21 protein-coding genes are annotated in these 24366 nt (G+C 53.5%); 15 read left to right on the top strand and 6 right to left on the bottom strand.

The features are described from left to right. Positions 1-129: 129 nt before the first annotated feature. The 10 genes from rlmN to J1785_RS22355 all read left to right on the top strand — a co-directional run bounded on the left by rlmN (position 130) and on the right by J1785_RS22355 (position 10536). The gene (gene rlmN, locus J1785_RS22400) at positions 130-1329 is read left to right on the top strand and encodes a dual-specificity RNA methyltransferase RlmN (protein ID WP_129955123.1); all 1200 of its coding nucleotides are present in this window, start codon (positions 130-132) and stop codon (positions 1327-1329) included. 109 nt (positions 1330-1438) lie between these two features. Then, positions 1439-2176, top strand: a complete 738-nt coding sequence (gene pilW, locus J1785_RS22395) for a type IV pilus biogenesis/stability protein PilW (protein WP_205951621.1) — start codon at positions 1439-1441, stop codon at positions 2174-2176. Continuing rightward, entirely contained in the window at positions 2166-3161 is a 996-nt protein-coding gene (gene rodZ / locus J1785_RS22390; RefSeq protein WP_217220809.1) for a cytoskeleton protein RodZ, read from the top strand. The genes pilW and rodZ overlap by 11 nt, the downstream gene beginning before the upstream one ends. 42 nt (positions 3162-3203) lie before the next feature. Beyond that, positions 3204-4325 (top strand): flavodoxin-dependent (E)-4-hydroxy-3-methylbut-2-enyl-diphosphate synthase, encoded by a 1122-nt coding sequence (gene ispG, locus J1785_RS22385; protein ID WP_129955126.1) that lies wholly within the window; start codon positions 3204-3206, stop codon positions 4323-4325. Between the two features lie 132 nt (positions 4326-4457). After that, entirely contained in the window at positions 4458-5732 is a 1275-nt protein-coding gene (gene hisS, locus J1785_RS22380; RefSeq protein ID WP_129955127.1) for a histidine--tRNA ligase, read from the top strand. A 13-nt stretch (positions 5733-5745) separates the two neighbouring features. After that, positions 5746-6366, top strand: coding sequence for a YfgM family protein (locus J1785_RS22375; protein WP_129955128.1), 621 nt, complete (start codon positions 5746-5748; stop codon positions 6364-6366). 11 nt (positions 6367-6377) lie between these two features. Then, positions 6378-7559: an outer membrane protein assembly factor BamB gene (gene bamB, locus J1785_RS22370; RefSeq protein ID WP_129955129.1), complete on the top strand. Its 1182-nt coding sequence runs from the start codon at positions 6378-6380 to the stop codon at positions 7557-7559. Between the two features lie 223 nt (positions 7560-7782). After that, positions 7783-9267, top strand: coding sequence for a ribosome biogenesis GTPase Der (gene der / locus J1785_RS22365; RefSeq protein WP_129955130.1), 1485 nt, complete (start codon positions 7783-7785; stop codon positions 9265-9267). A 69-nt stretch (positions 9268-9336) separates the two neighbouring features. Beyond that, positions 9337-10293 (top strand): AEC family transporter, encoded by a 957-nt coding sequence (locus J1785_RS22360; protein WP_129955131.1) that lies wholly within the window; start codon positions 9337-9339, stop codon positions 10291-10293. Between the two features lie 12 nt (positions 10294-10305). Continuing rightward, positions 10306-10536 (top strand): zinc ribbon domain-containing protein, encoded by a 231-nt coding sequence (locus tag J1785_RS22355; protein WP_129955132.1) that lies wholly within the window; start codon positions 10306-10308, stop codon positions 10534-10536. Here the strand turns inward: J1785_RS22355 and J1785_RS22350 are convergent. The 3 genes from J1785_RS22350 to J1785_RS22340 form a co-directional block, all read right to left on the bottom strand. Continuing rightward, positions 10521-10865 (bottom strand): protealysin inhibitor emfourin, encoded by a 345-nt coding sequence (locus J1785_RS22350; protein ID WP_217220807.1) that lies wholly within the window; start codon positions 10863-10865, stop codon positions 10521-10523. The two genes, J1785_RS22355 and J1785_RS22350, sit on opposite strands and share 16 nt — an antisense overlap. Further along, positions 10866-11900: a M4 family metallopeptidase gene (locus tag J1785_RS22345; RefSeq protein WP_129955134.1), complete on the bottom strand. Its 1035-nt coding sequence runs from the start codon at positions 11898-11900 to the stop codon at positions 10866-10868. 135 nt (positions 11901-12035) lie between these two features. Beyond that, complete coding sequence (locus tag J1785_RS22340) at positions 12036-13118, bottom strand: LacI family DNA-binding transcriptional regulator (protein ID WP_217220806.1); 1083 nt, start codon at positions 13116-13118, stop codon at positions 12036-12038. A 214-nt stretch (positions 13119-13332) separates the two neighbouring features. Between J1785_RS22340 and J1785_RS22335 the strand changes: the two genes are divergently transcribed. After that, positions 13333-14646 (top strand): MFS transporter, encoded by a 1314-nt coding sequence (locus J1785_RS22335; protein WP_129955136.1) that lies wholly within the window; start codon positions 13333-13335, stop codon positions 14644-14646. Further along, positions 14643-17006: a glycoside hydrolase family 31 protein gene (locus J1785_RS22330; protein WP_217220805.1), complete on the top strand. Its 2364-nt coding sequence runs from the start codon at positions 14643-14645 to the stop codon at positions 17004-17006. The genes J1785_RS22335 and J1785_RS22330 overlap by 4 nt, the downstream gene beginning before the upstream one ends. Positions 17007-17109: 103 nt before the next feature. On the opposite strand, the gene xseA is transcribed toward J1785_RS22330, so the two are convergent. Continuing rightward, the gene (gene xseA / locus J1785_RS22325; protein ID WP_129952154.1) at positions 17110-18480 is read right to left on the bottom strand and encodes an exodeoxyribonuclease VII large subunit; all 1371 of its coding nucleotides are present in this window, start codon (positions 18478-18480) and stop codon (positions 17110-17112) included. A gap of 168 nt (positions 18481-18648) precedes the next feature. On the opposite strand from xseA, the gene guaB reads away from it, so the two are divergent. Next, positions 18649-20115: an IMP dehydrogenase gene (guaB, locus tag J1785_RS22320; RefSeq protein ID WP_015689478.1), complete on the top strand. Its 1467-nt coding sequence runs from the start codon at positions 18649-18651 to the stop codon at positions 20113-20115. Between the two features lie 213 nt (positions 20116-20328). Next, on the top strand, positions 20329-21906 hold the full coding sequence (gene guaA / locus J1785_RS22315; protein WP_129952156.1) for a glutamine-hydrolyzing GMP synthase: 1578 nt from the start codon (positions 20329-20331) through the stop codon (positions 21904-21906). A 93-nt stretch (positions 21907-21999) separates the two neighbouring features. Here guaA and J1785_RS22310 read toward each other — a convergent pair whose 3' ends face one another. Continuing rightward, entirely contained in the window at positions 22000-22773 is a 774-nt protein-coding gene (locus tag J1785_RS22310) for an NAD(P)H-dependent oxidoreductase (protein WP_217158071.1), read from the bottom strand. Between the two features lie 86 nt (positions 22774-22859). On the opposite strand from J1785_RS22310, the gene J1785_RS22305 reads away from it, so the two are divergent. Continuing rightward, a complete protein-coding gene (locus tag J1785_RS22305) occupies positions 22860-23753 on the top strand; it encodes a LysR family transcriptional regulator (RefSeq protein ID WP_129991685.1) in 894 nt (297 codons plus the stop codon). A gap of 70 nt (positions 23754-23823) precedes the next feature. Here J1785_RS22305 and J1785_RS22300 read toward each other — a convergent pair. Then, positions 23824-24366, bottom strand: a 543-nt coding sequence (locus J1785_RS22300) for a DUF3313 domain-containing protein (protein WP_217220803.1), incomplete at its 5' end; no start/stop codon positions are given.

Below are 24366 nucleotides of genomic sequence, written 5' to 3'. Positions count from 1 at the left end.
ACAATGTTGCGCCCCGAATGAGCCAGCCTCTTCGGGGCGCAATTTTATTTGCAGGCCAGCCGTTTTCTGTCAGGTCAGGCTCTGCACTTCCAATACGCCATAACGTGTAACAACGAGGCCATTTTCATCATGTTAGAATCCAACACCGCCGAGCCAACTTTGTCTGAAAATAACGCTGTTTCCGCAGAAGCCGTGAATACTGTCGTGCCTGCTGCTGCAAAAATTAACCTTCTTGACCTCAACCGCAAGCAAATGCGTGAGTTTTTCATCAACATGGGCGAAAAACCGTTCCGTGCAGATCAGGTCATGAAGTGGATGTATCACTACTGCAGCGATGATTTCGAGCAAATGACCGATATCAATAAGGCCTTGCGTGAAAAGCTGGCCCGCGTTGCAGAAATTCGTGCACCGGAAGTCGCGTCAGAACAACGTTCAACAGATGGCACCATCAAATGGGCAATTCAGGTGGGCGGACAGCTGGTCGAAACTGTCTATATCCCGGACGGTGACCGCGCGACCCTTTGCGTGTCCTCTCAGGTTGGCTGCGCACTGGAATGTACTTTCTGTTCCACGGCGCAACAAGGCTTTAACCGTAACCTGCGCGTGTCCGAAATTATCGGCCAGGTATGGCGTGCGGCAAAAATTATCGGTGCGGCGAAAGTGGCCGGTACACGTCCCATCACCAACGTGGTGATGATGGGGATGGGCGAACCTTTGCTGAACCTTAATAACGTGGTTCCGGCGATGGAAATCATGCTCGACGATTTCGGTTTCGGCCTGTCGAAACGTCGTGTCACTCTTTCCACCTCGGGCGTGGTCCCTGCGCTGGATAAACTGGGCGATATGATTGATGTCGCGCTGGCGATTTCTCTGCACGCACCTAACGACACCATTCGTAACGAAATTGTGCCGATCAACCGCAAGTACAATATCGATACTTTCCTGGCCGCCGTTGAGCGTTACATTGGCAAATCCAATGCCAATCAGGGCCGCGTCACCATCGAATACGTTATGCTGGATCACATCAATGATGGCACCGAGCATGCGCATGAACTGGCTGAACGTCTGAAGAATACGCCATGCAAAATCAACCTGATCCCGTGGAACCCGTTCCCGGGCGCACCGTATGGCCGCAGCTCGAACAGCCGTATCGATCGCTTCTCTAAGGTATTGATGGATTATGGTTTTACTGTGATCGTGCGTAAAACCCGCGGCGATGATATTGATGCCGCGTGCGGGCAGCTGGCCGGTGATGTTATTGACCGAACCAAACGTACGTTGAAGAAAAAAATGGCAGGCGAGCAGCAGATTTCTGTTAAAACCGTCTGATCCCAAGAAATATGCAGGGCTTTGCCGTGCCGTTCTGGTTAAGCCCACTGTTTTATTGTCGCTGGCAGGGTAAAGGGAATTAAGCATGGCAATGAAGGGCAGTGTGAGAATGTTGATGGTCACAGGTGTGGCTTTGGCGTTACTGGCTGGCTGTTCCGGTTCACCTAAAGAAATACCACCGGCCAGTGGCGCAGCACAAACGCGTCTGGAGCTGGGCATGGCGTATCTGAAACAGGGGAACATGGAGGCGGCCAGACAGAATCTGCAAAAAGCCGTTGACGGTGCGCCGCAGGATTATCGGACACAGCTTGGTATGGCCCTTTACGAGCAAAAAAACGGCAATCAGAAAGCCGCACAAACCCGCTACCAGCAAGCGTTGCAGCTTGCGCCGCAAAATGGGACGGTCTTAAATAATTACGGTGCGTTTTTGTGTAGTTTAGGGCAGTATGTACCCGCACAACAGCAGTTTAGCGCCGCAGCTAATGCGCCTGATTACGGTCAGGTTGCTGACAGTCTGGAAAATGCAGGCTACTGTTTTCTGAAGGCCAATCAGAATGAGGAAGCGCGAGTGTTACTAAGCCGGGCATTGAAAGTGGATCCCGATAAAGGCGCACCCTTGCTGACTGAGGCAACCAAAGAATTTGGAGAAGGGAATCGCGCTCAGGCGAAATTATTACTGGATGTATACCAACATGTTCTGCCAGCCACTGCCGACAGCCTCATGTTACAAATTCGATTCGCTGCGTTAGCGGGCAATCCGGATAGCGTTCAACGCTACGGTAAGCAACTTGCGCGTAGTTATCCACAATCTAAACAGTACCAGCAGTTCTTAGCCAATGAATACTGAAGCCCCTCAAGAAAATAATGCAAAACTGACCACAGGCGAACGTCTGCGTCAGGCTCGTGAACAGTTAGGTCTCAGCCATCAGGCCGTTGCAGAACGCCTGTGTCTGAAAGTCTCTACTATTCGCCAAATCGAAGAAGAAACGACGCCGGCCGATCTTGCGCCGACTTTCCTGCGTGGTTATCTGCGTTCTTATGCAAAACTGGTTCATGTCCCTGAAGAAGAATTATCAGGTCTGATCGGTAAACAAGCCCCAATTAAAGTGCCTAAAGTGGCTTCAATGCAGGGGTTCTCTCTCGGCAAGTCTCGCAAAAAACGTGATGGCTGGCTGATGGGCTTTACCTGGCTGGTGGTGTTTGTGGTGATTGGCCTGACCGGTGCGTGGTGGTGGCAAAATCATCAGGCACAACAGCAGGAAATCGCCACAATGGCCGATCAGTCATCGGCACAGCTCAGTCAGGATAATGGTCAGGGGCAAACGATCCCTCTGGGCGACAATGCGAATTCTGCACCCACAACAGAAGATACCCCTGCTGATCCGGCGCCTGCCGCAAACGCAACACAACCGCAGAATTCTATTCCGCTGAATACCGCGCCGGGCGTAGCCGCCAGCAATACACCTGCTGTATCAGGCACGTCAGCCGCTCAGGCGCCTGCTGCTGTCTCTACCAGCCAGCCCGCTACGCCTGAAAATGGTCTGCCAACCGGTGATGCACAAACTGCAGCCGCCGCGGGGGGAGATCCACAAGCTGTGACCTTTACTTTTAAAGCTGACTGCTGGTTCCAGATTGATGACGCGTCAGGGAAAACCCTGTTCAGTGGCATGAAGAAAGGCGGTGAAACCTTCAGCGTGAAGGGCACTGCGCCATACAAACTGAAAATCGGTGCGCCGGGGGCGGTAGATATCCAATTCCAGGGCAAGCCGGTTGATTTAAGTCGTTTTGTAAAATCAAGCCGTGTTGCACGCCTGACCTTAGCTGCCGAGTAATCGGCAGTTTGTCAGACGATGGCAACGATGGAGAGTGAAGCAATGCATAATCAAGCACCCATTACCCGTCGCAAATCAACCCGGATTTATGTCGGCAAGGTGCCTGTAGGTGACGGAGCACCGATTGCAGTGCAATCGATGACCAACACCCGCACCACAGATGTCGCGGCGACGGTCGCACAAATCAAATCACTGGAACGCGTCGGTGTCGATATTGTTCGCGTTTCTGTGCCCACTATGGATGCGGCAGAAGCATTCAAACTTATCAAACAGCAGGTTAATGTCCCGCTGGTCGCTGATATTCATTTCGATTACCGCATCGCCCTGCAGGTTGCAGAATACGGCGTTGATTGCCTGCGTATTAACCCAGGTAATATCGGTAACGAATCCCGCATCCGTTCCGTGGTCGATTGCGCCCGCGACAAAAATATCCCTATCCGCATCGGTGTGAACGGCGGTTCCCTGGAAAAAGATATCCAGGAGAAGTACGGCGAACCGACGCCGCAGGCGTTGCTGGAATCGGCGATGCGCCACGTGGATATTCTTGACCGTCTTAATTTTGACCAGTTTAAAGTCAGCGTAAAAGCCTCTGACGTTTTTCTGGCTGTTGAGTCTTATCGCCTGCTGGCTAAACAGATTGTTCAGCCTCTGCATCTTGGAATTACCGAAGCCGGTGGTCTGCGTGCAGGTTCTGTTAAATCGGCCATTGGCCTGGGCTTGCTGCTCTCAGAAGGTATCGGTGACACGCTGCGTATTTCGCTGGCGGCCGATCCGGTTGAAGAGGTCAAAGTCGGGTTCGATATTCTCAAATCCCTGCGTATCCGTTCCCGTGGTATCAACTTTATTGCCTGCCCGACCTGTTCGCGTCAGGAGTTTGATGTCATTGGTACTGTGAATGCATTAGAACAACGTCTGGAAGATATCATCACGCCAATGGATGTTTCGATCATCGGCTGTGTGGTTAACGGTCCGGGCGAAGCGCTGGTTTCCACCCTGGGCGTGACCGGCGGTCATAACAAAAGCGGTTTCTATGAAGACGGTGTTCGTCAGAGAGAACGCTTTGACAACAACGATATGATCGACCAGTTAGAAGCTAAAATTCGCGCCAAAGCGGCGTTGATGGATGAGAGTAAACGTATCGTTATCAATCATCTTGAAAAGTAACATCGGTTGCGGGTGTCAGCGTACATCTGCATTATATTGAACCCGACTGGGGCAATGGCGTTGTGCGTTGAACCACAGGCCACAAAGCCCCTATAATCGGGTTCATTTTTTATAAAACGATAGAGAACTGACGTGGCAAAGAATATCCAGGCCATTCGCGGCATGAACGACTACCTGCCAGAAGACACAGCACTGTGGCAACGTATTGAAGGATCGCTGAAACAAGTGCTCGGCAGTTACGGCTATAGCGAAATTCGTATGCCGATTGTAGAGCAGACCCCATTGTTTAAACGCGCTATCGGTGAAGTCACTGATGTCGTGGAAAAAGAAATGTATACCTTTGACGACCGCAACGGCGAAAGCCTGACGCTACGTCCGGAAGGTACGGCAGGCTGCGTGCGCGCCGGTATTGAACATGGTCTGCTGTACAATCAGGAACAACGTCTGTGGTACATCGGCCCAATGTTCCGTTACGAACGCCCGCAAAAAGGCCGCTATCGCCAGTTCAATCAGTTGGGTGTGGAGGTCTTTGGCCTGCAAGGACCTGACATTGATGCCGAATTAATTCTGCTGACCGCCCGCTGGTGGCGCGCACTGGGGATTTCTGAGCACGTTACGCTGGAACTGAACTCTATCGGCTCGCTGGAGGCACGCGCGAACTATCGTGACGCGCTGGTCGCTTTCCTTGAGCAGCACAAAGACACGCTGGATGAAGACTGTAAACGTCGTATGTATAGCAATCCGCTGCGTGTACTTGACTCCAAAAATCCGGATATTCAGACATTATTAAATGATGCGCCTGAACTGGGTGATTATCTTGATGAAGAATCAAGAGAACACTTTGCAGGTCTGTGTGAACTTTTAGAGCAGTCTGGTATCCCATATACGATTAATCAGCGACTTGTGCGCGGTCTGGATTATTACAACCGCACCGTGTTCGAGTGGGTAACCAACAGCTTAGGCTCTCAAGGTACGGTATGTGCCGGTGGCCGGTACGACGGTCTGGTTGAACAACTCGGTGGTCGTGCAACACCGGGTGTCGGTTTCGCCATGGGGCTGGAACGTCTGGTTTTACTGGTTCAGGCCGTAAACCCGGACTTCAAAGCGCCGGCGATCGTTGATGCCTACGTGATCTCATCCGGTACCGGCACGCAAAGCGCAGCGATGCAACTGGCTGAAACACTGCGTGATGCACTGCCTGAGCTGAAAGTCATGACTAACTACGGTGGCGGCAACTTTAAGAAACAGTTTGCCCGTGCTGATAAATGGGGTGCGCGTGTGGCCCTGGTATTAGGCGAAACTGAAGTCGCTAACCAGCAGATCGTCGTTAAAGATCTGCAGAGTGGAACGCAAGAAACGCTGGCGCAAAGCGAAATCGTCGCGCGCCTGGCTTCGATGTTGGGTTAAGGAGAAGGACACTGTGGAAGTCTATACCACTGAGAATGAACAGGTTGATGCTGTACGTCGCTTCTTTGCGGAAAACGGTAAAGCGCTGGCCATTGGCGTTGTTCTGGGTATTGCAGCCCTTGGCGGCTGGCGTTTCTGGCAGAGCCATCAGGACTCAGCCCTGACGGAAGCCTCTGCGTCTTTCCAGCAAGCGAATCAGTTGCTGACCAGCAATAACGCGAAAGGCGTAGCTGATCTCGAAAAATTTGCGCAGAGCAATGACAATAATTACGGCGTATTTGCCGCCCTGCAACTGGCTGATCATTTTGTCGAAACCCGTGATTTCGCCAATGCTGAAAAGCAATTAGCGCAGGCGCAAGGTCAGGCCAAAGAAGATAATTTACGTTCGCTGGTGAACTTACGTCTGGCGCGTGTCCAGATGCAGCAAGGCAAATTTGATGATGCACTCAAAACGTTAGACGGCGTGAAGGGTGAAGGCTGGACGGCTATGCAGCAAGGCATCCGTGGTGATGTTCTGCTTGCCAAAGGTGATGCAAAAGGTGCGCGCGAAGCCTACAGCAAAGGAATTGATTCTAAACCCTCTCAAACGCTGCAAACCATGCTGCGTATGAAATTGAACAACTTAGCCAGCTAAGGGGAACCCCGATGCAATTGCGTAAAACACTCTTGGTAGGATGGGTTTCTGTTGCCCTGCTAAGTGGCTGTTCATTGTTTAACAGCGAAGAAGACGTGGTCAAAATGTCTCCGCTGCCAAAAGTTGAGAACCAATTTACTCCGACGCAAGTGTGGAGCAAATCCGTAGGCGATGGCATTGGCGAATTCTATTCCAATCTGCGTCCGGCCTGGCAGGACAGCACTATTTTTGCCGCTGATCGTTTTGGTCTGGTTAAAGCACTTGACGCTGACAGTGGTAAAGAAAAATGGAGCGTGAATCTGTCTGAAAAGACCGGCTTCCTCTCCCGCAATATTTCAGCACAGCTTTCAGGCGGCCTGACAGTTTCAGGTGATCACGTTTACGTGGGCAGTGAAAAAGCGATCGTTTATGCATTGAACACAACTGATGGTAAAATCGCCTGGCAGACCAAAGTGGCGGGTGAAGCATTGTCCCGTCCTGTTGTCAGTGATGGTCTGGTTCTGGTTCACACCGGCAACGGTATGTTGCAGGGGCTGAACGAATCCGACGGTACCATTCAATGGACCGCTAACCTCGATATGCCAACACTTTCTCTGCGTGGCGAATCAGCGCCTGCGGTGGCCTTTGGTGCGGCAATCGTCGGTGGTGATAATGGTCGCGTCAGTGCCGTGCTGATGAAAGAAGGTCAGCTGATCTGGCAACAACGTATTTCTCAGACCACCGGTACGACTGAAATCGACCGTCTGAGCGATGTGGACACCACGCCGGTTATTGTTGATGGCGTGATTTATACGCTGGCATACAATGGCAATCTGGTGGCGATGGATCTGCGTTCTGGTCAGATTATGTGGAAGCGTGATGTCGGTTCTGTGAATGACATCATCGTCGACGCAGGCCATATTTATATGGTTGATCAGGATGACCGCGTGATGGCGCTTGATACTCAGGGTGGTGTCAGCGTATGGCGTCAAAGTGAATTGCTGCACCGTAACCTGACGGCACCTGTGCTGTATAATGGTTATATTGTGGTCGGCGATTCCGAGGGCTATCTGCACTGGATCAACACCACTGATGGCCGCTTTGTTGCTCAGCAGAAAGTCGACAGTGACGGCTTCCTGAGCGCGCCGATTGTGGCAAGCGACAAGCTGGTTGTACAAGCGAAAGGTGGCGAAGTTTACTCCTTCACCCGCTAATACCGCGACCGGCATCGGGCTCTGAGATCGGATGATCCCGGGCTTTAAAACGGCTCCTGAATGGCTCAGGGGCCGTTTCGTATTATAAAATATGCGTAATCACGGCTGATGAATCAGGCCGTAACAGTTTGAATTATAGTGGTTTGCATTGAGATTTCGCAGGCCAGCTATTTGCGTTTAGCACCATATATACTATGCATCATAAAAACATTGAGGCTTCAAAATGATACCTGTCGTTGCGCTTGTTGGGCGCCCGAATGTGGGTAAATCCACTTTATTTAACCGTTTAACCAAGACGCGTGATGCGCTGGTTGCGGATTTCCCGGGGCTTACGCGTGACCGCAAGTATGGTCGTGCCGAAATTGAGGGTAATGAATTCATCATCGTAGATACCGGCGGTATTGACGGTACGGAAGACGGCGTTGAAACCCGCATGGCAGGGCAGTCTCTGCTGGCTATCGAAGAAGCGGATATCGTGCTGTTTATGGTCGATGCCCGTGCAGGCCTGATGCCTGCCGATCAGGGCATTGCCCAACATCTTCGCAGCCGTGAAAAAGCGACCTTCCTGGTCGCGAACAAAACCGACGGCCTGGATCCGGACAGCGCAACCGGTGATTTTTATTCACTCGGTTTAGGCGAGGTGTATGCTATCGCGGCTTCACATGGCCGTGGCGTCACCCAGCTGATTGAACATGTGCTGATCCCGTTCGTGGGTGAAAAGCCGGAAGAAGTGGAACTGACCGAAGAAGAGGCCAACGCGGCGTACTGGGCCGAACAGGAAGCCACCGGTGATGAAATCCCTGAGGACGAAGAAGATGATTTCGACCCGCAGTCTCTGCCCATCAAACTGGCGATTGTCGGGCGTCCCAACGTAGGTAAATCCACACTGACTAACCGTATTTTGGGTGAAGAACGCGTGGTGGTTTATGACATGCCAGGCACCACCCGCGACAGTATTTACATCCCGATGAACCGCGACGACCGTGAATATGTTCTGATCGACACTGCCGGTGTACGTAAGCGCGGAAAAGTCACTGAAACTGTAGAGAAATTTTCAGTAATCAAAACCCTGCAGGCGATTGAAGATGCCAATGTGGTGATGTTGGTTATTGATGCCCGCGAAGGCATTTCTGATCAGGATCTCTCGCTGTTAGGCTTTATCCTCAATAGCGGGCGCTCACTGGTTATTGTGGTCAACAAGTGGGATGGCATGAGCGAAGAAGCGCGTGCTCAGGTTAAAGATCAGCTGGATCTGCGCCTTGGCTTCGTTGATTTCGCCCGCATTCACTTTATCTCTGCCCTGCACGGCAGCGGCGTCGGTAACCTTTTCGAGTCTGTGAATGAGGCGTACACCTGCGCGACCACGCGTGTGAGCACTTCCTTACTGACCCGTATCATGCAAATGGCGGCTGACGATCATCAGCCACCGCTGGTGAATGGTCGCCGCGTGAAGCTGAAATATGCCCATGCCGGGGGGTATAACCCGCCAATCGTGGTGATCCACGGTAATCAGGTGAAAGACCTGGCCGATTCCTATAAACGCTATCTGATGAACTATTTCCGTCGTTCACTGAAAGTGATGGGTACGCCAATCCGTATTCAGTTCAAAGAGGGTGAGAACCCGTTTGAAGGCAAGCGTAATACGCTGACACCAAATCAGCTGCGCAAACGTAAACGCCTGATGTCACACCTGAAAAAAAGTAAATAATCTGCAGGCGGGGCGCATAGAATGTGCCCCTTTTTTTTCGTCTTCGTTTCCCTGCAAGGAGCTGGCTGGATGTTCTGGCAGACCTGGAGTTTTGCATTTGGTGTTACGGTCCCAAACCTACTGATCTTGTTGCTGGGCATGGTGCTGCGCCGCACCGGCCTGATGGACGACAGTTTCAACGAGAAAGCCAGCCGGCTGGTGTTTAATATCGCCTTACCCTGCCTGCTGTTTTTCAGCGTAGCACAAGGGCATGATTCCTCAGGCTCAAACTTGCCGCTCGCCCTTTACGGGGGAATCGGTACCGTAGTTTCTTATCTGTTGCTGGAACTGGTGGCGATAAAACTGGTGAAAGACCCGCGTGAGCGCGGCATTTTTGTGCAGGGAGGCTTCCGGGCAAATACCGGTATCGCGGGGCTGGCTTATGCATCACTGGCCTTTGGCAGTGAAGGGATTGCGCTGGGCTCGATGTATCTGGCTGTGACGGTTATTTTGTTCAACGTCCTGTCGGTGATTACATTAACCCGCAGCCTGAAAGGCGGGCAGGGGAAAAGCATCGGGATGAAGCCTATCTTGCGCGGCATTATCACCAATCCGCTGATTATTGGTCTGGTCCTCGGGCTGGCGTTTAAGCACAGCCATTTACCTATGCCGGCGACCATTGCCAGCACCGGTGACTTTATTTCAGGTATGGCGCTGCCGCTGGCCATGTTATGCGCCGGTGCCAGCCTTGACTGGCAGGCGATGTTCCGCAGTTCTAACGTGGCAGCCTGGTCTTCTGCGTCACGTGTCATATTTGTGCCCGCGCTGATGACCCTCGGGGCAGGGTTGTTTGGCTTTCGCGGCGCGGCGCTCGGCGTTATATTTCTTTTTTCCTGTACACCGACCGCAGCGGGCAGCTACGTGATGACCCGCGCGATGGGCGGCAATGCGACACTGGCAGCTAATATTATTGCTGTCACCACGCTCGGATCATTTTTCACTACCGCACTGGGTCTGTATTTACTGCGGACGCTGGGTGTTATTTAGAAGGGAAAGACGATGGATGCACTTTGTCCGGTTTGCGGCCAGCCGATGAGCTGGGTAAGCGGTCACTTTCATTGTGACGCTGACCATGGCGACTTTACGCAAATCGCATTATGCCCAGATTGCCAGCAGCCGTTGCAGGCGCTTAAAGCCTGCGGAGCGGTAGATTACTTCTGCCAAAACGGGCACGGGATGATTTCTAAAAAACGGATACAGTTTACGTATTCGCCTTATTCGGAAGAGTGATCGTCAGGGTGAGCCTCTTTCCATAGGTTCACCAGTTCCTCGGGCGCTTCGGTTTCAGGAATAATGACAACCAGACTGGCTGAATGCTCTGCCGATGCATAATAAATCTCCAGCCGGAAATAACGCTGGTCTCCATGACCGGCGTTTTCTTTTTCCTGAGCATGGGGCAGTGCCTGATTGATGAGCTGGCAGATTTCCCGCCGCTTATCATCGCTCATGCCTGAAAGTTCAACCCGTCGCGGCCCGCTGAGTTTGGGGATAAACGCAATACCGCCTTCGCGGTAAATTTCAATCACCGCATTACTTTCCAGCGAATCTAAAGGTTTCATTTACATCACTCCGACCTGCTCCCAGGCTTCACGAACCGCTTGTGCAACGGAGGCGTCAAATCGTTTTTCCGCATGCTGAATAGTCAGTTGGGCGAAGGTGGCAAAGTCTGCATTTTTGGGCAGGGATTTATCACAGACCGTGTCATACCAGACGTAACCTGCACGTTCCCATGCATTCCCGCCCAGTTTAGTCGCCGCCAGATAAAATGCCCGGTTAGGTATGCCTGAGTTAATATGCACACCGCCATTATCGTCGCGGGTATTCACATAACCGCTCATGTCCGCCGGTTGCGGATCTTTACCCAGCAGCGGATCATCGTAAGCAGTGCCGGGATGAGACATTGAGCGCAGGCCGGTCCCCTGAATGCCTTTTGCCAGCAATCCTTCACCAATAATCCAGTCGGCTTTATCAGCGGTTTGTTTCAGGTGGAATTGTTTCACCAGCGAGCCAAACACATCCGAGAGTGATTCATTCAGCGCGCCGGACTGGCCGTTATATTCCAGACCGGCTTCCGTTTCGGTAACACCATGGGAAAGCTCATGCCCGACAACGTCGATAGCAATCGTAAAGCGGTTAAAGATTTCGCCATCACCGTCACCAAATACCATCTGCTGTCCGTTCCAGAAAGCGTTTTGATAGCCTTTGTCATAATGCACGGTGCCGAGCAGTGCCAGACCTTTATTGTCGAGGGAATTACGCTGATACGCCTGCCAGAAGAAATCATACGTCACGCCCAGATAATCATAGGCTTCATCCACCGCCACATCGCCGTTACTGGCCTGGCCTTCCTTGCGCACGGATTCGCCCGGCAGCCGGGTGGTATTTTTGGCGTCATAAATATCGCGTTCTACCTGACCCGCTTTGGCTGTCACGATCTTCTGCGGTTTGGCGTAAGGCTGTGCCATTAACGTATTCACATGTACCAGGGTTTGTTTGGCACATCTGCGCTGGGGTTCTGAACCGTGTTCGATAATACGGTTAAGTATGTAAGGCGGGATAACGCTGTGGTAACGCTTTGCTGAACTGTGATTCATCGTGAATCTCCTTATCAAGAGTCACCCGAAGGTGAAAACAAGGTGTTCTGACTGCCTGATACTGAAAGCTGGTTAATGAATAGCCGTCACCGTCAGTATAGGACTGCTGAGCGCCAGGTCCGTTAAAGATGAGATTTATCTGTCCGGCTGCGGGTCATACAACGTATGCGGATGACAGGTCACGGCGCGTCCGCTGGCTTTTCTGACAGATTCACGCACCACCAGTTTTCCCTGCAACAGCTGCGTGGTATAAGGCGCATCGGGGCGCATCATGCGCCTTTGTAATAAGGAGATCGCTTCGGCACCGAGTTCATCGCGCGGCACATGCACCGCGGTCAACGGCACGTCATGAATTTCTGCCAGATTGAACCCGTCAGTACTGATAACGCTGATATCACCCGGCACGGAAAAACCGCGCTTTGCCAGCGCAGCAACCACACCGGATGCCATAAAATCCCCGCCGGCCAGGATGGCTGTCGGCAGCGGCTGGCCGGGCGGCAAGGCATCCAGAAATTCCAGCAGCGCCTGTTCGCTTTCCTGCGCCCCAAAACCTGACGTATTGAGCAAATGGTGGCGGTCACTGAAAACCTGATGATGGCGCATGAATGCCTGTTTAATACCGGTGAGCCGCAGTTCCATGGTATGACGACGCAGGCATTGCACGGTCACGATATGAGTGTGGCCCTGAGAAAAAAGGTAGTCGCAGGCAAAATCGCCCATCGTCAGATGATCAGGACTGACGCTGTCATGGCGCATATGCCGGTCATGGCAGTTGATCAGTACACATGGTTTGCCCATGTCGGCCGCAAGCTGATGAATATGCGGATCGTCGATGCCGACCAGCAAGACGGCTTCGGTCTGCGGATCGGTCATTTTGGCAATGAACAGCGCGGCGTCGGCGTTTTCTTCTTCTATCGCGCAGTAGCGGACACGTACTTCGTGACGGGCGGTAGCAGCCAGAATGCCCTGGATCACCTTGTAGTAAAAAATATCGCTGCGCACATCAAAGGCCCGGGCCGGGGCGAAAATTAAAATATTGTTCAGCATCAGCCTGCCGGTCGAAAGGCCGTCGAAAACGCCCTGCGCCCTGGCACATTCCAGTACGCTGTCGCGCGCCTTGCTGCTGGTATTATTTTTTCCGGCTAAAACCCGTGAAACGGTACTGATCGACAATCCGGTCTGGTCGGCAATTTGCTGGATATTTAACTTTCCTTTCAAACTGTGATCTCCTTCAAAATGGCCCATGCAAAAATTTTCATATCTGAAGCTGTGATTCCCGTGAGCTTTTATCCTCCCTGAATTCCTTATGCAGTTATAGCGTGAAAGCTTTTGCAAAAAATCACGTTTCCCTCACAGAACCGGCTGCCTACTCTGCAGATGTACCTCACATAACACATCATCTGCGGCCAGGCCGACGGGTGGGAGAACCGATATGACAATTCAAATAAACACCGGGACAGCGGCGGTTGCAGGACGCCGAAAAATAAAAGCTTTACGCTGGTGGATGCTGGCGCTGTTCCTGCTCGGCGTGACAGTGAACTACGTCACCCGAAATTCTCTGGGATTACTGGCGGCTGAACTGAAAACCAGCCTGAACATGACCACCGAACAATATTCTTACATCGTCGCGGCATTTCAGGCGGCGTACACCCTTTTTCAGCCATTGTGCGGCTGGCTGATTGATGTGATTGGCCTGAAGCTGGGCTTCCTGATTTGCGCCTCAGTCTGGGCGGTGGTGTGTATGCTGCACGCCGGTGCGGGCAGTTGGATCCAGCTGGCGGTTCTGCGCTTCTTTATGGGGAGTGCGGAAGCTGCGGCGACGCCTGCTAATGCCAAAGCCATTTCCGACTGGTTCCCGCGTAAAGAGCGTCCGGTCGCCGCCGGTTGGGCCGGCGTCGGCTTCTCGATTGGTGCCATGCTGGCACCGCCGATTATTCTGGTGGCACATATCTCGTTCGGCTGGCGTGGTGCATTCCTGTTCTGCGGCATCCTGTCGATGTTATGGGTGTTGTTGTGGTGGAAGTTCTACCATTCACCCGAAACGCATCCGAACCTCAGTAAAGATGAACTGGCGCTGATCCGCTCCGATAACGAACCACAGCAAACGCGTCTGCCGTTTATTAAATCACTGAAAATAGTCTGCAAAAACAAGAAATTCTACGGTATTGCTATCCCGGCATTTCTGGCGGAACCGGCTTGGGCGGTGTTCAGTTTCTGGGTACCTCTGTATCTGGCTAATGAACGCGGGATGGATTTAAAACATATCGTGATGTTCGCGTGGCTGCCGTTTCTCGCCGCCGACCTCGGCAGTATTGCCAGCGGATATCTCACTACGCTGTACCGCAAAGTCTTTGGCTGCACCCGCATTAATTCCATCGTCGCCAGCTCCGTCACCGGTGCATTTATGATGCTGTCCCTGGCGCTGGTGGCGGTCACACAAAGCCCGTACGCCGCCATTGCGCTGATCTCCATCGGCGGCTTCGGCCATCAGGTTATTTCCTGCATGTTGAGCGCAGTGGTGGTAGAAACATTCGATAAAAGCCAGGTGGCAACCGTCAACGGTATGCGCGGTTCTTCGGCGTGGATCGCCAGCTTTCTGTTTTCACTGCTGATCGGCGCGGTTGCCGACAAAATGGGTTTCAATCCGCTGTTTATCGCGATGGGTTTCTTTGATTTGATCGGCGCAGTTTTCCTGATTGCCCTGATCGCTGAACGCCGCAATCCGGCAAAAAGGGAGGGAGTATGAAGACGTTAAAACACTGGGAGCTGGCCGGGCAGGACGATGCAGGTGTGGATCTGCGAGTTGATGGCCAGCATCTGTTTTCTCTGCGGGTGCTGGAACAGGGGCTGATTCGCATATTCATCCGGCGTAACGGCGCGTTGGCGCTGGATCGTACCTGGAGCATCGCACCACAAAATGATGTGCCGTGGGAAGGGCGCAACCGCCTGAGCAACGATGGTTTTTCGTTGCCGGGTTATCAGCTCGTACAGGACGAAGAACGCCTGATATTGACCACTGAGGCGCTGCGCGTCACGGTGCATCAGCCGCTATGGCTGGAGTGGGAGTATAAAAATGAGGCCGGTGTCTGGCTGCCGCTGGTGAAAGATCGTAAAACCGGCGCCTATATGCTTGGGGTGAAAAACGACGCGTCGGCACACTATCAACTGCGCGAGGCGCAGGATGGCGTGTACGGGCTTGGCGAAAAAGCCGGTGACCTCAACCGCAGCGGCCGTCGTTTTGAAATGCGCAATCTTGATGCCATGGGCTACAACGCCGCCAGCACCGATCCGCTGTACAAGCATATTCCGTTTACCCTGACGCGGCGCAATAATGTCAGCTTTGGCGTTTTTTACGACAATCTCAGCAATGTCTGGCTTGATCTCGGCAATGAACTGGATAATTACCATCTGCCTTATCGCCGTTTCAGTGCGGAAGCGGGCGATCTGGATTACTACCTGTTTGTCGGCCCGACATCTCTCGACGTGACCAAAAAACTGGTGCGCCTGACCGGTAAAACCACCTTTGGCCCGAAATGGAGTCTCGGTTACAGCGGCTCGACCATGTATTACACCGATGCGCCGGATGCCCAGCAACAGCTGATGAAGTTCATCACGTTGTGCCAGCAGCACGAGATCCCCTGTGACTCCTTCCAGCTTTCATCGGGTTACACCTCGATTGGCAATAAGCGTTACGTTTTCAACTGGAATTACGACAAAGTACCGCAGCCGGAAGTGATGTCGAAAGCGTTTCTCGACGCCGGTATTCGTCTGGCGGCCAATATTAAACCTTGTCTGTTGCAGGATCACCCGCAATACGAACAGGTTGCCGGGCAGGGGTTGTTTATCCGCGACAGCGAAAACGATCAGCCGGAGCGTTCTGTCTTCTGGGATGACGAAGGGTCGCATCTCGACTTCACTCATCCTGGTGCCGTGCGCTGGTGGCAGAAAGGTGTGACGCAGCAGTTACTTGAAAAGGGCATCGGTTCGACCTGGAACGATAATAACGAATATGAAGTCTGGGACAGTGATGCCCGTTGCTACGGTTTCGGCAAGGCTATTGCTATTAAACACATTCGTCCGGTGATGCCGCTGCTCATGATGCGTGCGTCTTTTGAAGCACAGCAGAAATTTGCGCCGGAAACCCGCCCTTACCTGATTTCCCGTTCCGGATGTTCCGGCATGCAGCGCTATGTGCAGACGTGGAGTGGCGATAACCGCACCAGCTGGCAAACGCTGCGTTACAACACCCGTATGGGGATTGGCATGAGTTTGTCCGGTTTGTATAACGTCGGGCACGATGTGGGCGGATTTTCGGGTGATAAGCCGGATGCGGAACTGTTTGTTCGCTGGGTGCAAAACGGCGTCATGCATCCGCGTTTCACCATTCATTCCTGGAATGATGATCACACCGTAAATGAGCCGTGGATGTATCCGCAGGTGACGCCGCTTATCCGCGATGCCATCCGTCTGCGCTATCGTCTGCTGCCGTATTTCTACACATTGCTGTGGCAGGCTCACGCGGATGACGAGCCGATGCTGCGCCCGACATTCCTCGATCATGAGCATGATAAAAATACCTTCGCAGAAACCGATGATTTCCTGATGGGACGCGATTTGCTGGTCGCCAGTGTGGTTGATGAAGGACAGCGTGAACGCCAGGTTTATCTGCCGGATAACGGCAATGGCTGGTGCGATTTTTATACTGGCGAATGGTTTGCGGGCGGGCAGACAATCACGCTGGATGCGCCGCTGGATCGTTTGCCGCTGCTGGTGCGCGCCGGTGCTGCATTGCCACAATCCCGCCGTCTGGCACATGTGGATGCCAGCAGAGATACGCTGCGTGAATTACATGTGTATCCGGCACCGGGTCAGGCGACCTCGTCAGGCATGCTGTTTGAAGATGACGGCGAAAGCCATCGCTGGGAGCAGAATCATGCGCTGTGGCTGAACTGGGATATCGTCAGTGACAATCAGCGAATCGACATCACGCTGACGCAGCGCGGTGATTTCAAACCGGCGTGGAAAACCCTGGATATCGTGCTGCCGCAAGGCGAAGCGCGTGAAGTGTGGGTCAATGGTGTGAAGACAAATAGCTATAATCTGTAAGCTTTTCAATCTCCTCCCTGCAAAAGGGAGGCGGCAGATGGGTTTTTAGCGTCTCCCCCTGCGACGGGGGAGGCCGGGAGAAGGTTTTAAACTCAACTCCGGGCTAAACCGCACGTTTCCGCGCTTTCTTTTCCACCACAACCGATTTCACTTCACTTTCAATCCAGCCATCGGCCAGACGGGTTTTCAGCGTATCGCCCGGTGCTGTTTGTGTGGTTTTCTTCAGCAATGCGCCCTGTGGTGTGGTGGTCACACTGTAGCCACGTGCCAGGGTCGCCAGCGGGCTGACGCCTTCCAGTTGCGTACAGGCAGTGCCGAAACGCTGACGGCTTTCCGCCAGTTGTGAAGACATCGCCTGTTGCAGCCGGTACTGAAGTTGCTGAACCCGTTGCTGGGCACGGTGAATGCGCGGCTGAGGTTGCTGTTGCGTCAGGCGCTGCTGTAAACGGTCGGTGCGACGCAGCATCTGACGCAACTGGTTTTGCATGGCTTCATCGAGACGACGGCGCAGCCTGAACAGCGCCGTCTGCTGGCGGGCCAGACGTAAATGCGGGTGCTGCTGTTGCAGACGGTGATTCAGGCGCGTGAAGCGCTGCGTCAGTTGGGCGAGATAATAATCCATCGCCATTTCGAGACGCTGCTGCTGCGACTGGATCTGGCGCAGCAATTCCAGCTGGTTCCGGCTGATCAGTTCGGCGGCGGCAGACGGTGTCGGCGCGCGTAAATCCGCAACAAAATCGGCAATGGTGACGTCGGTTTCATGGCCAACGGCGCTGACGATGGGAATGCGGCTGGCGAAAATCGCCCGTGCCACGCGCTCATCGTTAAAGCTCCATAAATCTTCCAGCGAACCGCCACCGCGTCCGACAATCAGCACATCCACTTCCTCGCGGGCGTTAGCCAGTTGAATGGCGCGGACGATTTGCGCCGGGGCATCGGCGCCCTGAACGGCGGTCGGATAAATAATGACGGGTAACGACGGGTCGCGACGCTTTAAGACATTTAAGACGTCGTGCAATGCGGCACCGCTGGCGGAGGTGATCACACCGACGCATTTGGCCGGGGAGGGCAGCGGTTGTTTATACTGCGCATCAAACAAACCTTCGGTGGCCAGTTGCTGTTTCAGCAGATCGAATTTTTGCTGCAATAAACCGTCGCCTGCTTCCTGCATACTTTCGGCAATCAGCTGATAATCGCCGCGCGGTTCGTACAACGTGATGGTCGCACGAACCAAAACCTGCTGACCATTTTGCGGACGGAATGTGGTGCGGCGGTTGGTATTACGGAACATGGCACATTTGACCTGAGCGCGGTCATCTTTGAGCGTAAAATACCAGTGGCCAGAGGAAGGCTGTGAGAAGTTTGAGATTTCACCGGAGAGCCAGACCTGACCCATTTCGTTTTCCAGCAACTGTCGGACCGTCTGATTGAGGCGGCTTACGGTAAAAATAGGAGGCGAAGAAGGTAGTGGCATGTGATCCAGATCAAATTCAAATACAGAGACTTAATCGAACGATACTACATGCCCGCAAAAGGTAATCAAGAAGTTTTTGAAATAGTTCTGGTCGAAATGCCTACTCACCTGTATACTCCCGCTGCAATATTTTATCTTTTCCGCATCCACCTTGGTGAGATATTGCCCATGCTACGTATCGCAAAAGAAGCACTAACGTTCGACGACGTTCTCCTTGTTCCAGCCCACTCCACAGTTCTGCCTAACACTGCCGACCTCGGTACTCAACTGACCGCTAAAATCCGTCTGAATATCCCTATGCTGTCCGCAGCGATGGATACCGTGACTGAAGCGAATCTGGCGATTGCTCTTGCACAGGAAGGCGGCCTTGGATTCATTCACAAGAACATGTCTATTGAGCGTCAGGCGGAAGAAGTCCGTCGCGTGAAGAAGCATGAAAGCGGCGTTGTTGCTGACCCTAAAACTGTCACGCCATCGACCACTTTGCGTCAGGTTAAAGAACTCACTGAAATTAACGGTTTTGCCGGTTATCCGGTCGTGACGGAAGAAAACGAACTGGTCGGTATTATTACCGGTCGTGACGTGCGCTTCGTGACCGATCTGGAACAGCCTGTGACCGCCGTCATGACGCCGAAAGAACGTCTGGTGACGGTCAAAGAAGGCGAAGCCCGCGAAGTCGTGCTGCAGAAAATGCACGAAAAACGCGTAGAGAAAGCGCTGGTGGTTGACGCGCAATTCCATCTGCTCGGTATGATCACCGTCAAAGACTTCCAGAAAGCCGAACGTAAACCTAACGCCTGTAAAGATGAGCAGGGCAGCCTGCGCGTCGGTGCTGCGGTTGGCGCGGGTGCGGGCAACGAAGAGCGCATCGATGCGCTGGTGGCTGCCGGTGTTGACGTATTGCTGATTGACTCTTCTCACGGCCATTCCGAAGGCGTGCTGGAACGTATCCGCGCCACCCGCGCAAAATATCCGGATCTGCAAATCATCGGCGGTAACGTCGCGACGGGCGCAGGTGCGCTGGCACTGGCTAAAGCGGGCGTGAGCGCGGTGAAAGTCGGTATCGGCCCTGGCTCCATTTGTACCACCCGTATTGTGACCGGCGTGGGCGTTCCGCAAATTACCGCTGTTTCTGACGCGGTTGAAGCGCTGGAAGGCACCGGTATTCCGGTCATCGCTGACGGCGGTATCCGCTTCTCCGGCGATATCGCGAAAGCCATCGCGGCAGGCGCAAGCTGCGTGATGGTGGGTGGGATGCTGGCAGGTACGGAAGAATCTCCGGGCGAAATCGAGCTGTATCAGGGCCGTTCGTACAAATCCTATCGCGGCATGGGGTCTCTGGGCGCCATGTCCAAAGGCTCTTCTGACCGTTACTTCCAGACGGATAACGCCGCAGACAAACTGGTACCTGAAGGTATCGAAGGTCGCGTAGCGTATAAAGGCCGTCTGAAAGAAATCATCCACCAGCAAATGGGCGGCCTGCGCTCCTGTATGGGGCTGACCGGTTGTGCTACCATCGACGACCTGCGCACCAAGGCTGAGTTTGTCCGCATCAGCGGTGCAGGGATCCAGGAAAGCCACGTGCATGACGTGACCATTACTAAAGAGTCACCGAACTACCGCATGGGTTCTTAATCCCACAGTCGCTGCTGCGCGTCGGCGATCCGGCGTGGGAAGCTGGCTTAAAATGCTCATTTACGTTATGTAAACTGCGCTTTTTCGCCAGCCTCCGCTTTGCCTCACGGGCGCCTGGATCGAGTCACTACAAATTTATATCCAGCCCGTATTTTCCGGGCTGATTAATATTCCGTTTTAACGCTTTTATTGCTTTCTGGAAAACGCCCCCTCATGAGCGAAAATATTCACAAGCACCGTATCCTGATCCTCGATTTCGGCTCCCAGTACACCCAGCTTGTTGCGCGCCGCGTGCGTGAACTGGGTGTCTATTGCGAACTCTGGGCCTGGGACGTAACCGAAGCCCAAATCCGCGAATTCAACCCGAACGGGATCATCCTGTCCGGCGGCCCGGAAAGTACAACCGAGCATAACAGCCCGCGTGCACCAGACTACGTCTTTGAAGCCGGTGTACCGGTTCTGGGCGTTTGCTACGGCATGCAAACCATGGCGATGCAGTTAGGCGGCCATGTTGAAGGTTCTAACGAGCGCGAATTTGGTTATGCGCAGGTGGAAGTTCAGACTGAAAGCGCGCTGATCCGCGACATTCAGGATGCCCTGAGCGAGAACAACAAACCGCTGCTCGATGTCTGGATGAGCCATGGCGATAAAGTAACGGCCATTCCGTCTGATTTCGTGACCGTTGCCAGTACCGAGACGTGCCCGTTTGCCATTATGGCGAACGAAGAAAAGCGCTTCTACGGTGTGCAGTTCCACCCGGAAGTGACGCATACCCGTCAGGGTCTGCGTATGCTCGAACGTTTCATCATGGATATCTGCGAGTGCGAAGCACTGTGGACGCCGGCAAAAATCATTGAAGACGCCGTTGAGCGTCTGCGTGTGCAGATCGGCGACGATCACGTCATCCTCGGTCTGTCCGGCGGTGTTGACTCCTCCGTGACCGCCATGCTGCTGCACCGCGCCATCGGCGACCGTCTGACCTGCGTGTTCGTCGACAACGGTCTGCTGCGTCTGAACGAAGCGGATCAGGTGCTGGAAATGTTCGGTGACCGTTTCGGTCTGAATATCGTTCACGTCGCGGCGGAAGAACGTTTCCTGTCTGCGCTGGCAGGGGTGGATGAGCCGGAAGCCAAACGTAAAATCATCGGCCGTGTCTTTGTTGAAGTATTCGACGAAGAAGCCTGCAAGCAGGATGAAGTGAAATGGCTGGCGCAGGGCACCATTTACCCTGACGTGATTGAGTCTGCGGCCTCTGCCACCGGCAAAGCGCATGTGATCAAATCGCACCACAACGTGGGCGGTCTGCCGAAAGAGATGAAACTGGGTCTGGTTGAGCCGCTGAAAGAGCTGTTCAAAGACGAAGTGCGTAAAATTGGTCTGGAACTCGGCCTGCCATACGACATGCTTTACCGTCACCCGTTCCCGGGGCCGGGGCTGGGCGTTCGCGTACTGGGCGAAGTGAAGAAAGAGTACTGCGACCTGCTGCGCCGCGCCGATGCTATCTTTATCGAAGAGCTGCATAAAGCCGACCTGTATAACAAAGTCAGCCAGGCTTTCACGGTCTTTCTGCCGGTCCGCTCTGTCGGCGTGATGGGCGATGGCCGTAAATACGACTGGGTTGTCTCTCTGCGCGCAGTCGAAACCATCGACTTCATGACCGCGCACTGGGCGCACCTGCCGTATGATTTCCTCGGCCGCTGCTCCAACCGCATCATCAACGAAGTCGACGGCATCTCCCGCGTTGTTTATGACATCTCGGGCAAGCCACCGGCAACGATTGAGTGGGAATGATTTAGCAAAAATAAAGGCTGAACGCCCGTAAAAACGCCAGTGCGATCGCAAGATCCACTGGCGTTTTTTTATGCCTGGCATGCTCTCAGGGGATTATTTCAGATGGGCTGCAAACCCGCTTTTCCCCGGCGCAATGTCCGGTTTCAATATCAGTGACGGAATAGCGTAATCGCCGCCATTCTGCTGGCGAAATGAAATTGGCGTGGTGCTTTCAACTGTATCCAGCCGGTGAGCCATCTCCCCGCAAATTTGCGCGTAGCGGGTCTCATCCATGCGTCCGGTGCGGTAGAACACCAGTGGCGGCAACACGGTGAAGCCCGGATAATGCAGGATGCCATGGTGGATCGGGAACAACAGGTCGTCGATCGGGCCGTTAATCCCACGCGCACTGTAATGCGGTTCCCAGCCGCCGGTGGTGACCATCAGCATGGCGCGTTTACCGGCCATGTTGCCCTCCCCGTAACGGTCGCCCCAGTGCGTGTCGGAATGCTCACCGACACCATAGGCAAATCCATAAGCATAAACACGTTCAACCCAGCCTTTCATAATGGCAGGCATTGAAAACCACCACAGCGGGAACTGGAAAATCACGGTATCCGCCCACTGTAATTTTTCCTGCTCGGCGGCGATGTCATCGCTTTGCGTGCCATTTTTGTAAGCGCGCTGAGAATCCTGCGAAGGGTGAAAAGGCCCCGGCGACGGTTCGGTGTTATCTCCTGCATCCAGCACGGCTTTCCATTGCATGGCATACAAATCCGAAATCTGCACATTGTGTCCGCTGGCCTGCAAATGGCTGACCGCAAAATCTTTCAGCGAGCCGTTCAGCGAGTGTGATTCAGGGTGAGCATAGACGATCAATACATTCATGACGAAACCTCCGTTAATGGGATAAAGGCAGAGTAGGTTGTCGTCAGGTATAGTTGAAATGAATTGATCATATAGCAGGTATAGCGATGAGTAATTTCGGTCGTCTGGATCTCAATTTGTTGCTGACGCTGGATGTTTTGCTGGCTGAACAAAATGTCACGCGAACTGCGCAGCGCCGTAACCTTTCACAACCTTCGGTCAGCGTTCAGCTCGCTAAGTTGCGTCAATTTTTTGATGATCCGTTGCTGCTGCCGGGGCCGCGAGGAATGCGTCCGACGGCGCGTGCGGACGAATTGCGGGAACCGCTGCGGCAGGCCCTTGCCGCGCTGGAAAATGCGATCATTGCCGGAGAGGTTTTTGACCCGTCAAAGGCGAACCCTACCTGGACTCTGGGTGCCGCGGATTACGGCGAATCCACTATCGTTTTACCGGCCTTACGGGCATTGCGTATGGCCGCACCTTCCGCGCGGCTGTCTATTTTTGAAACATCACCTGCGCGGATTATCCACAAAATGGAGCAGGGTGAACTGGACCTGGCGTTTCATACCTCTGATGCGGTAATAAACGGGCTGCACAGCAGATTCCTGTTTGCCGAGCGCTATGTGCTGGTCAGCCGGAAAGGGCATCCGTCCGTCAACGGGCCGGTGACGCTGACAGAGTTCTGCGGGCTGGAGCATGTGATGGTTTCACCCGACGGCGGCGGATTTTATGGGTATACCGACACCGCGCTGGCGGCGGCGGGTTTAACGCGGCGTGTGGTCTTGTCAGTACCGCATTTCCTGTTTGTGCTTCAGGTGCTGATGACCACGGATCTGGTGGCGATGTTGCCCGAACGTTTAGTGCGGGGAAATCCTGCTTTGCAGATAACCGAAGCCCCGCTTGATGTACCGGGTTTTGACATGTTTATGGTGTGGCATGAACGTGCGCACCGTGACCCGGCACATCAGTGGTTACGGGAATTTATCGCTGATTCAGTCTGAAGGTTTATCATTCCCGGTAAACAAAAAAGGCAGCCCTCTGGCTGCCCTCATTGTTATGCTGTTTCGGGAGTTATTCTTTGAACAGCTTGGTATCGTTCGCCAGGCTGTCTACTACAACTTTTAAATCGTTAGCAGTGACTTTCTGAGTATCGTTGGCAACCTGCTTACCGAAGCCTTTACGCACGACTTTAATCACCGGTTTGCCGGTGCTGGCATCGATCAGCTCACCTTCAAAGTAAACTTCAGTATCACGCGTACGATGGCCTGTGGCGGTTTCCGTGCCCGCAATGACCAGCGCGACCGGGATGACTTCATAGAACTGCAAACCCTCTGCCGAGGTGTTCACACCGGTGATGGCACCTTTGAAAATCAGTGTGCGCGGCCCTGCGTGATCTGTCAGTGGCATGCGCTCTGCCAGTGCCGGTTTCATGCGGCTGTTGGCGTAATCCAGCACCCCCTGCAAGGTAGCTTTGTCGATTTGTTCCGTTGGCTGAGGTTCCGGATAGAATTTAATCGGTTCGTATTTGATATAAGAATAATTGGCTTTTTTGAAAGCAGGATCTATCCAGCGCAGCACCGGATTACCTGATGCAGTTTTGACTTCCTTCAGACC

The organism is Rahnella perminowiae, assembly GCF_019049755.1.
Taxonomy (GTDB): Bacteria; Pseudomonadota; Gammaproteobacteria; order Enterobacterales; family Enterobacteriaceae; genus Rahnella; species Rahnella perminowiae.
This window is presented reverse-complemented; position numbering and strand designations above follow the sequence as displayed.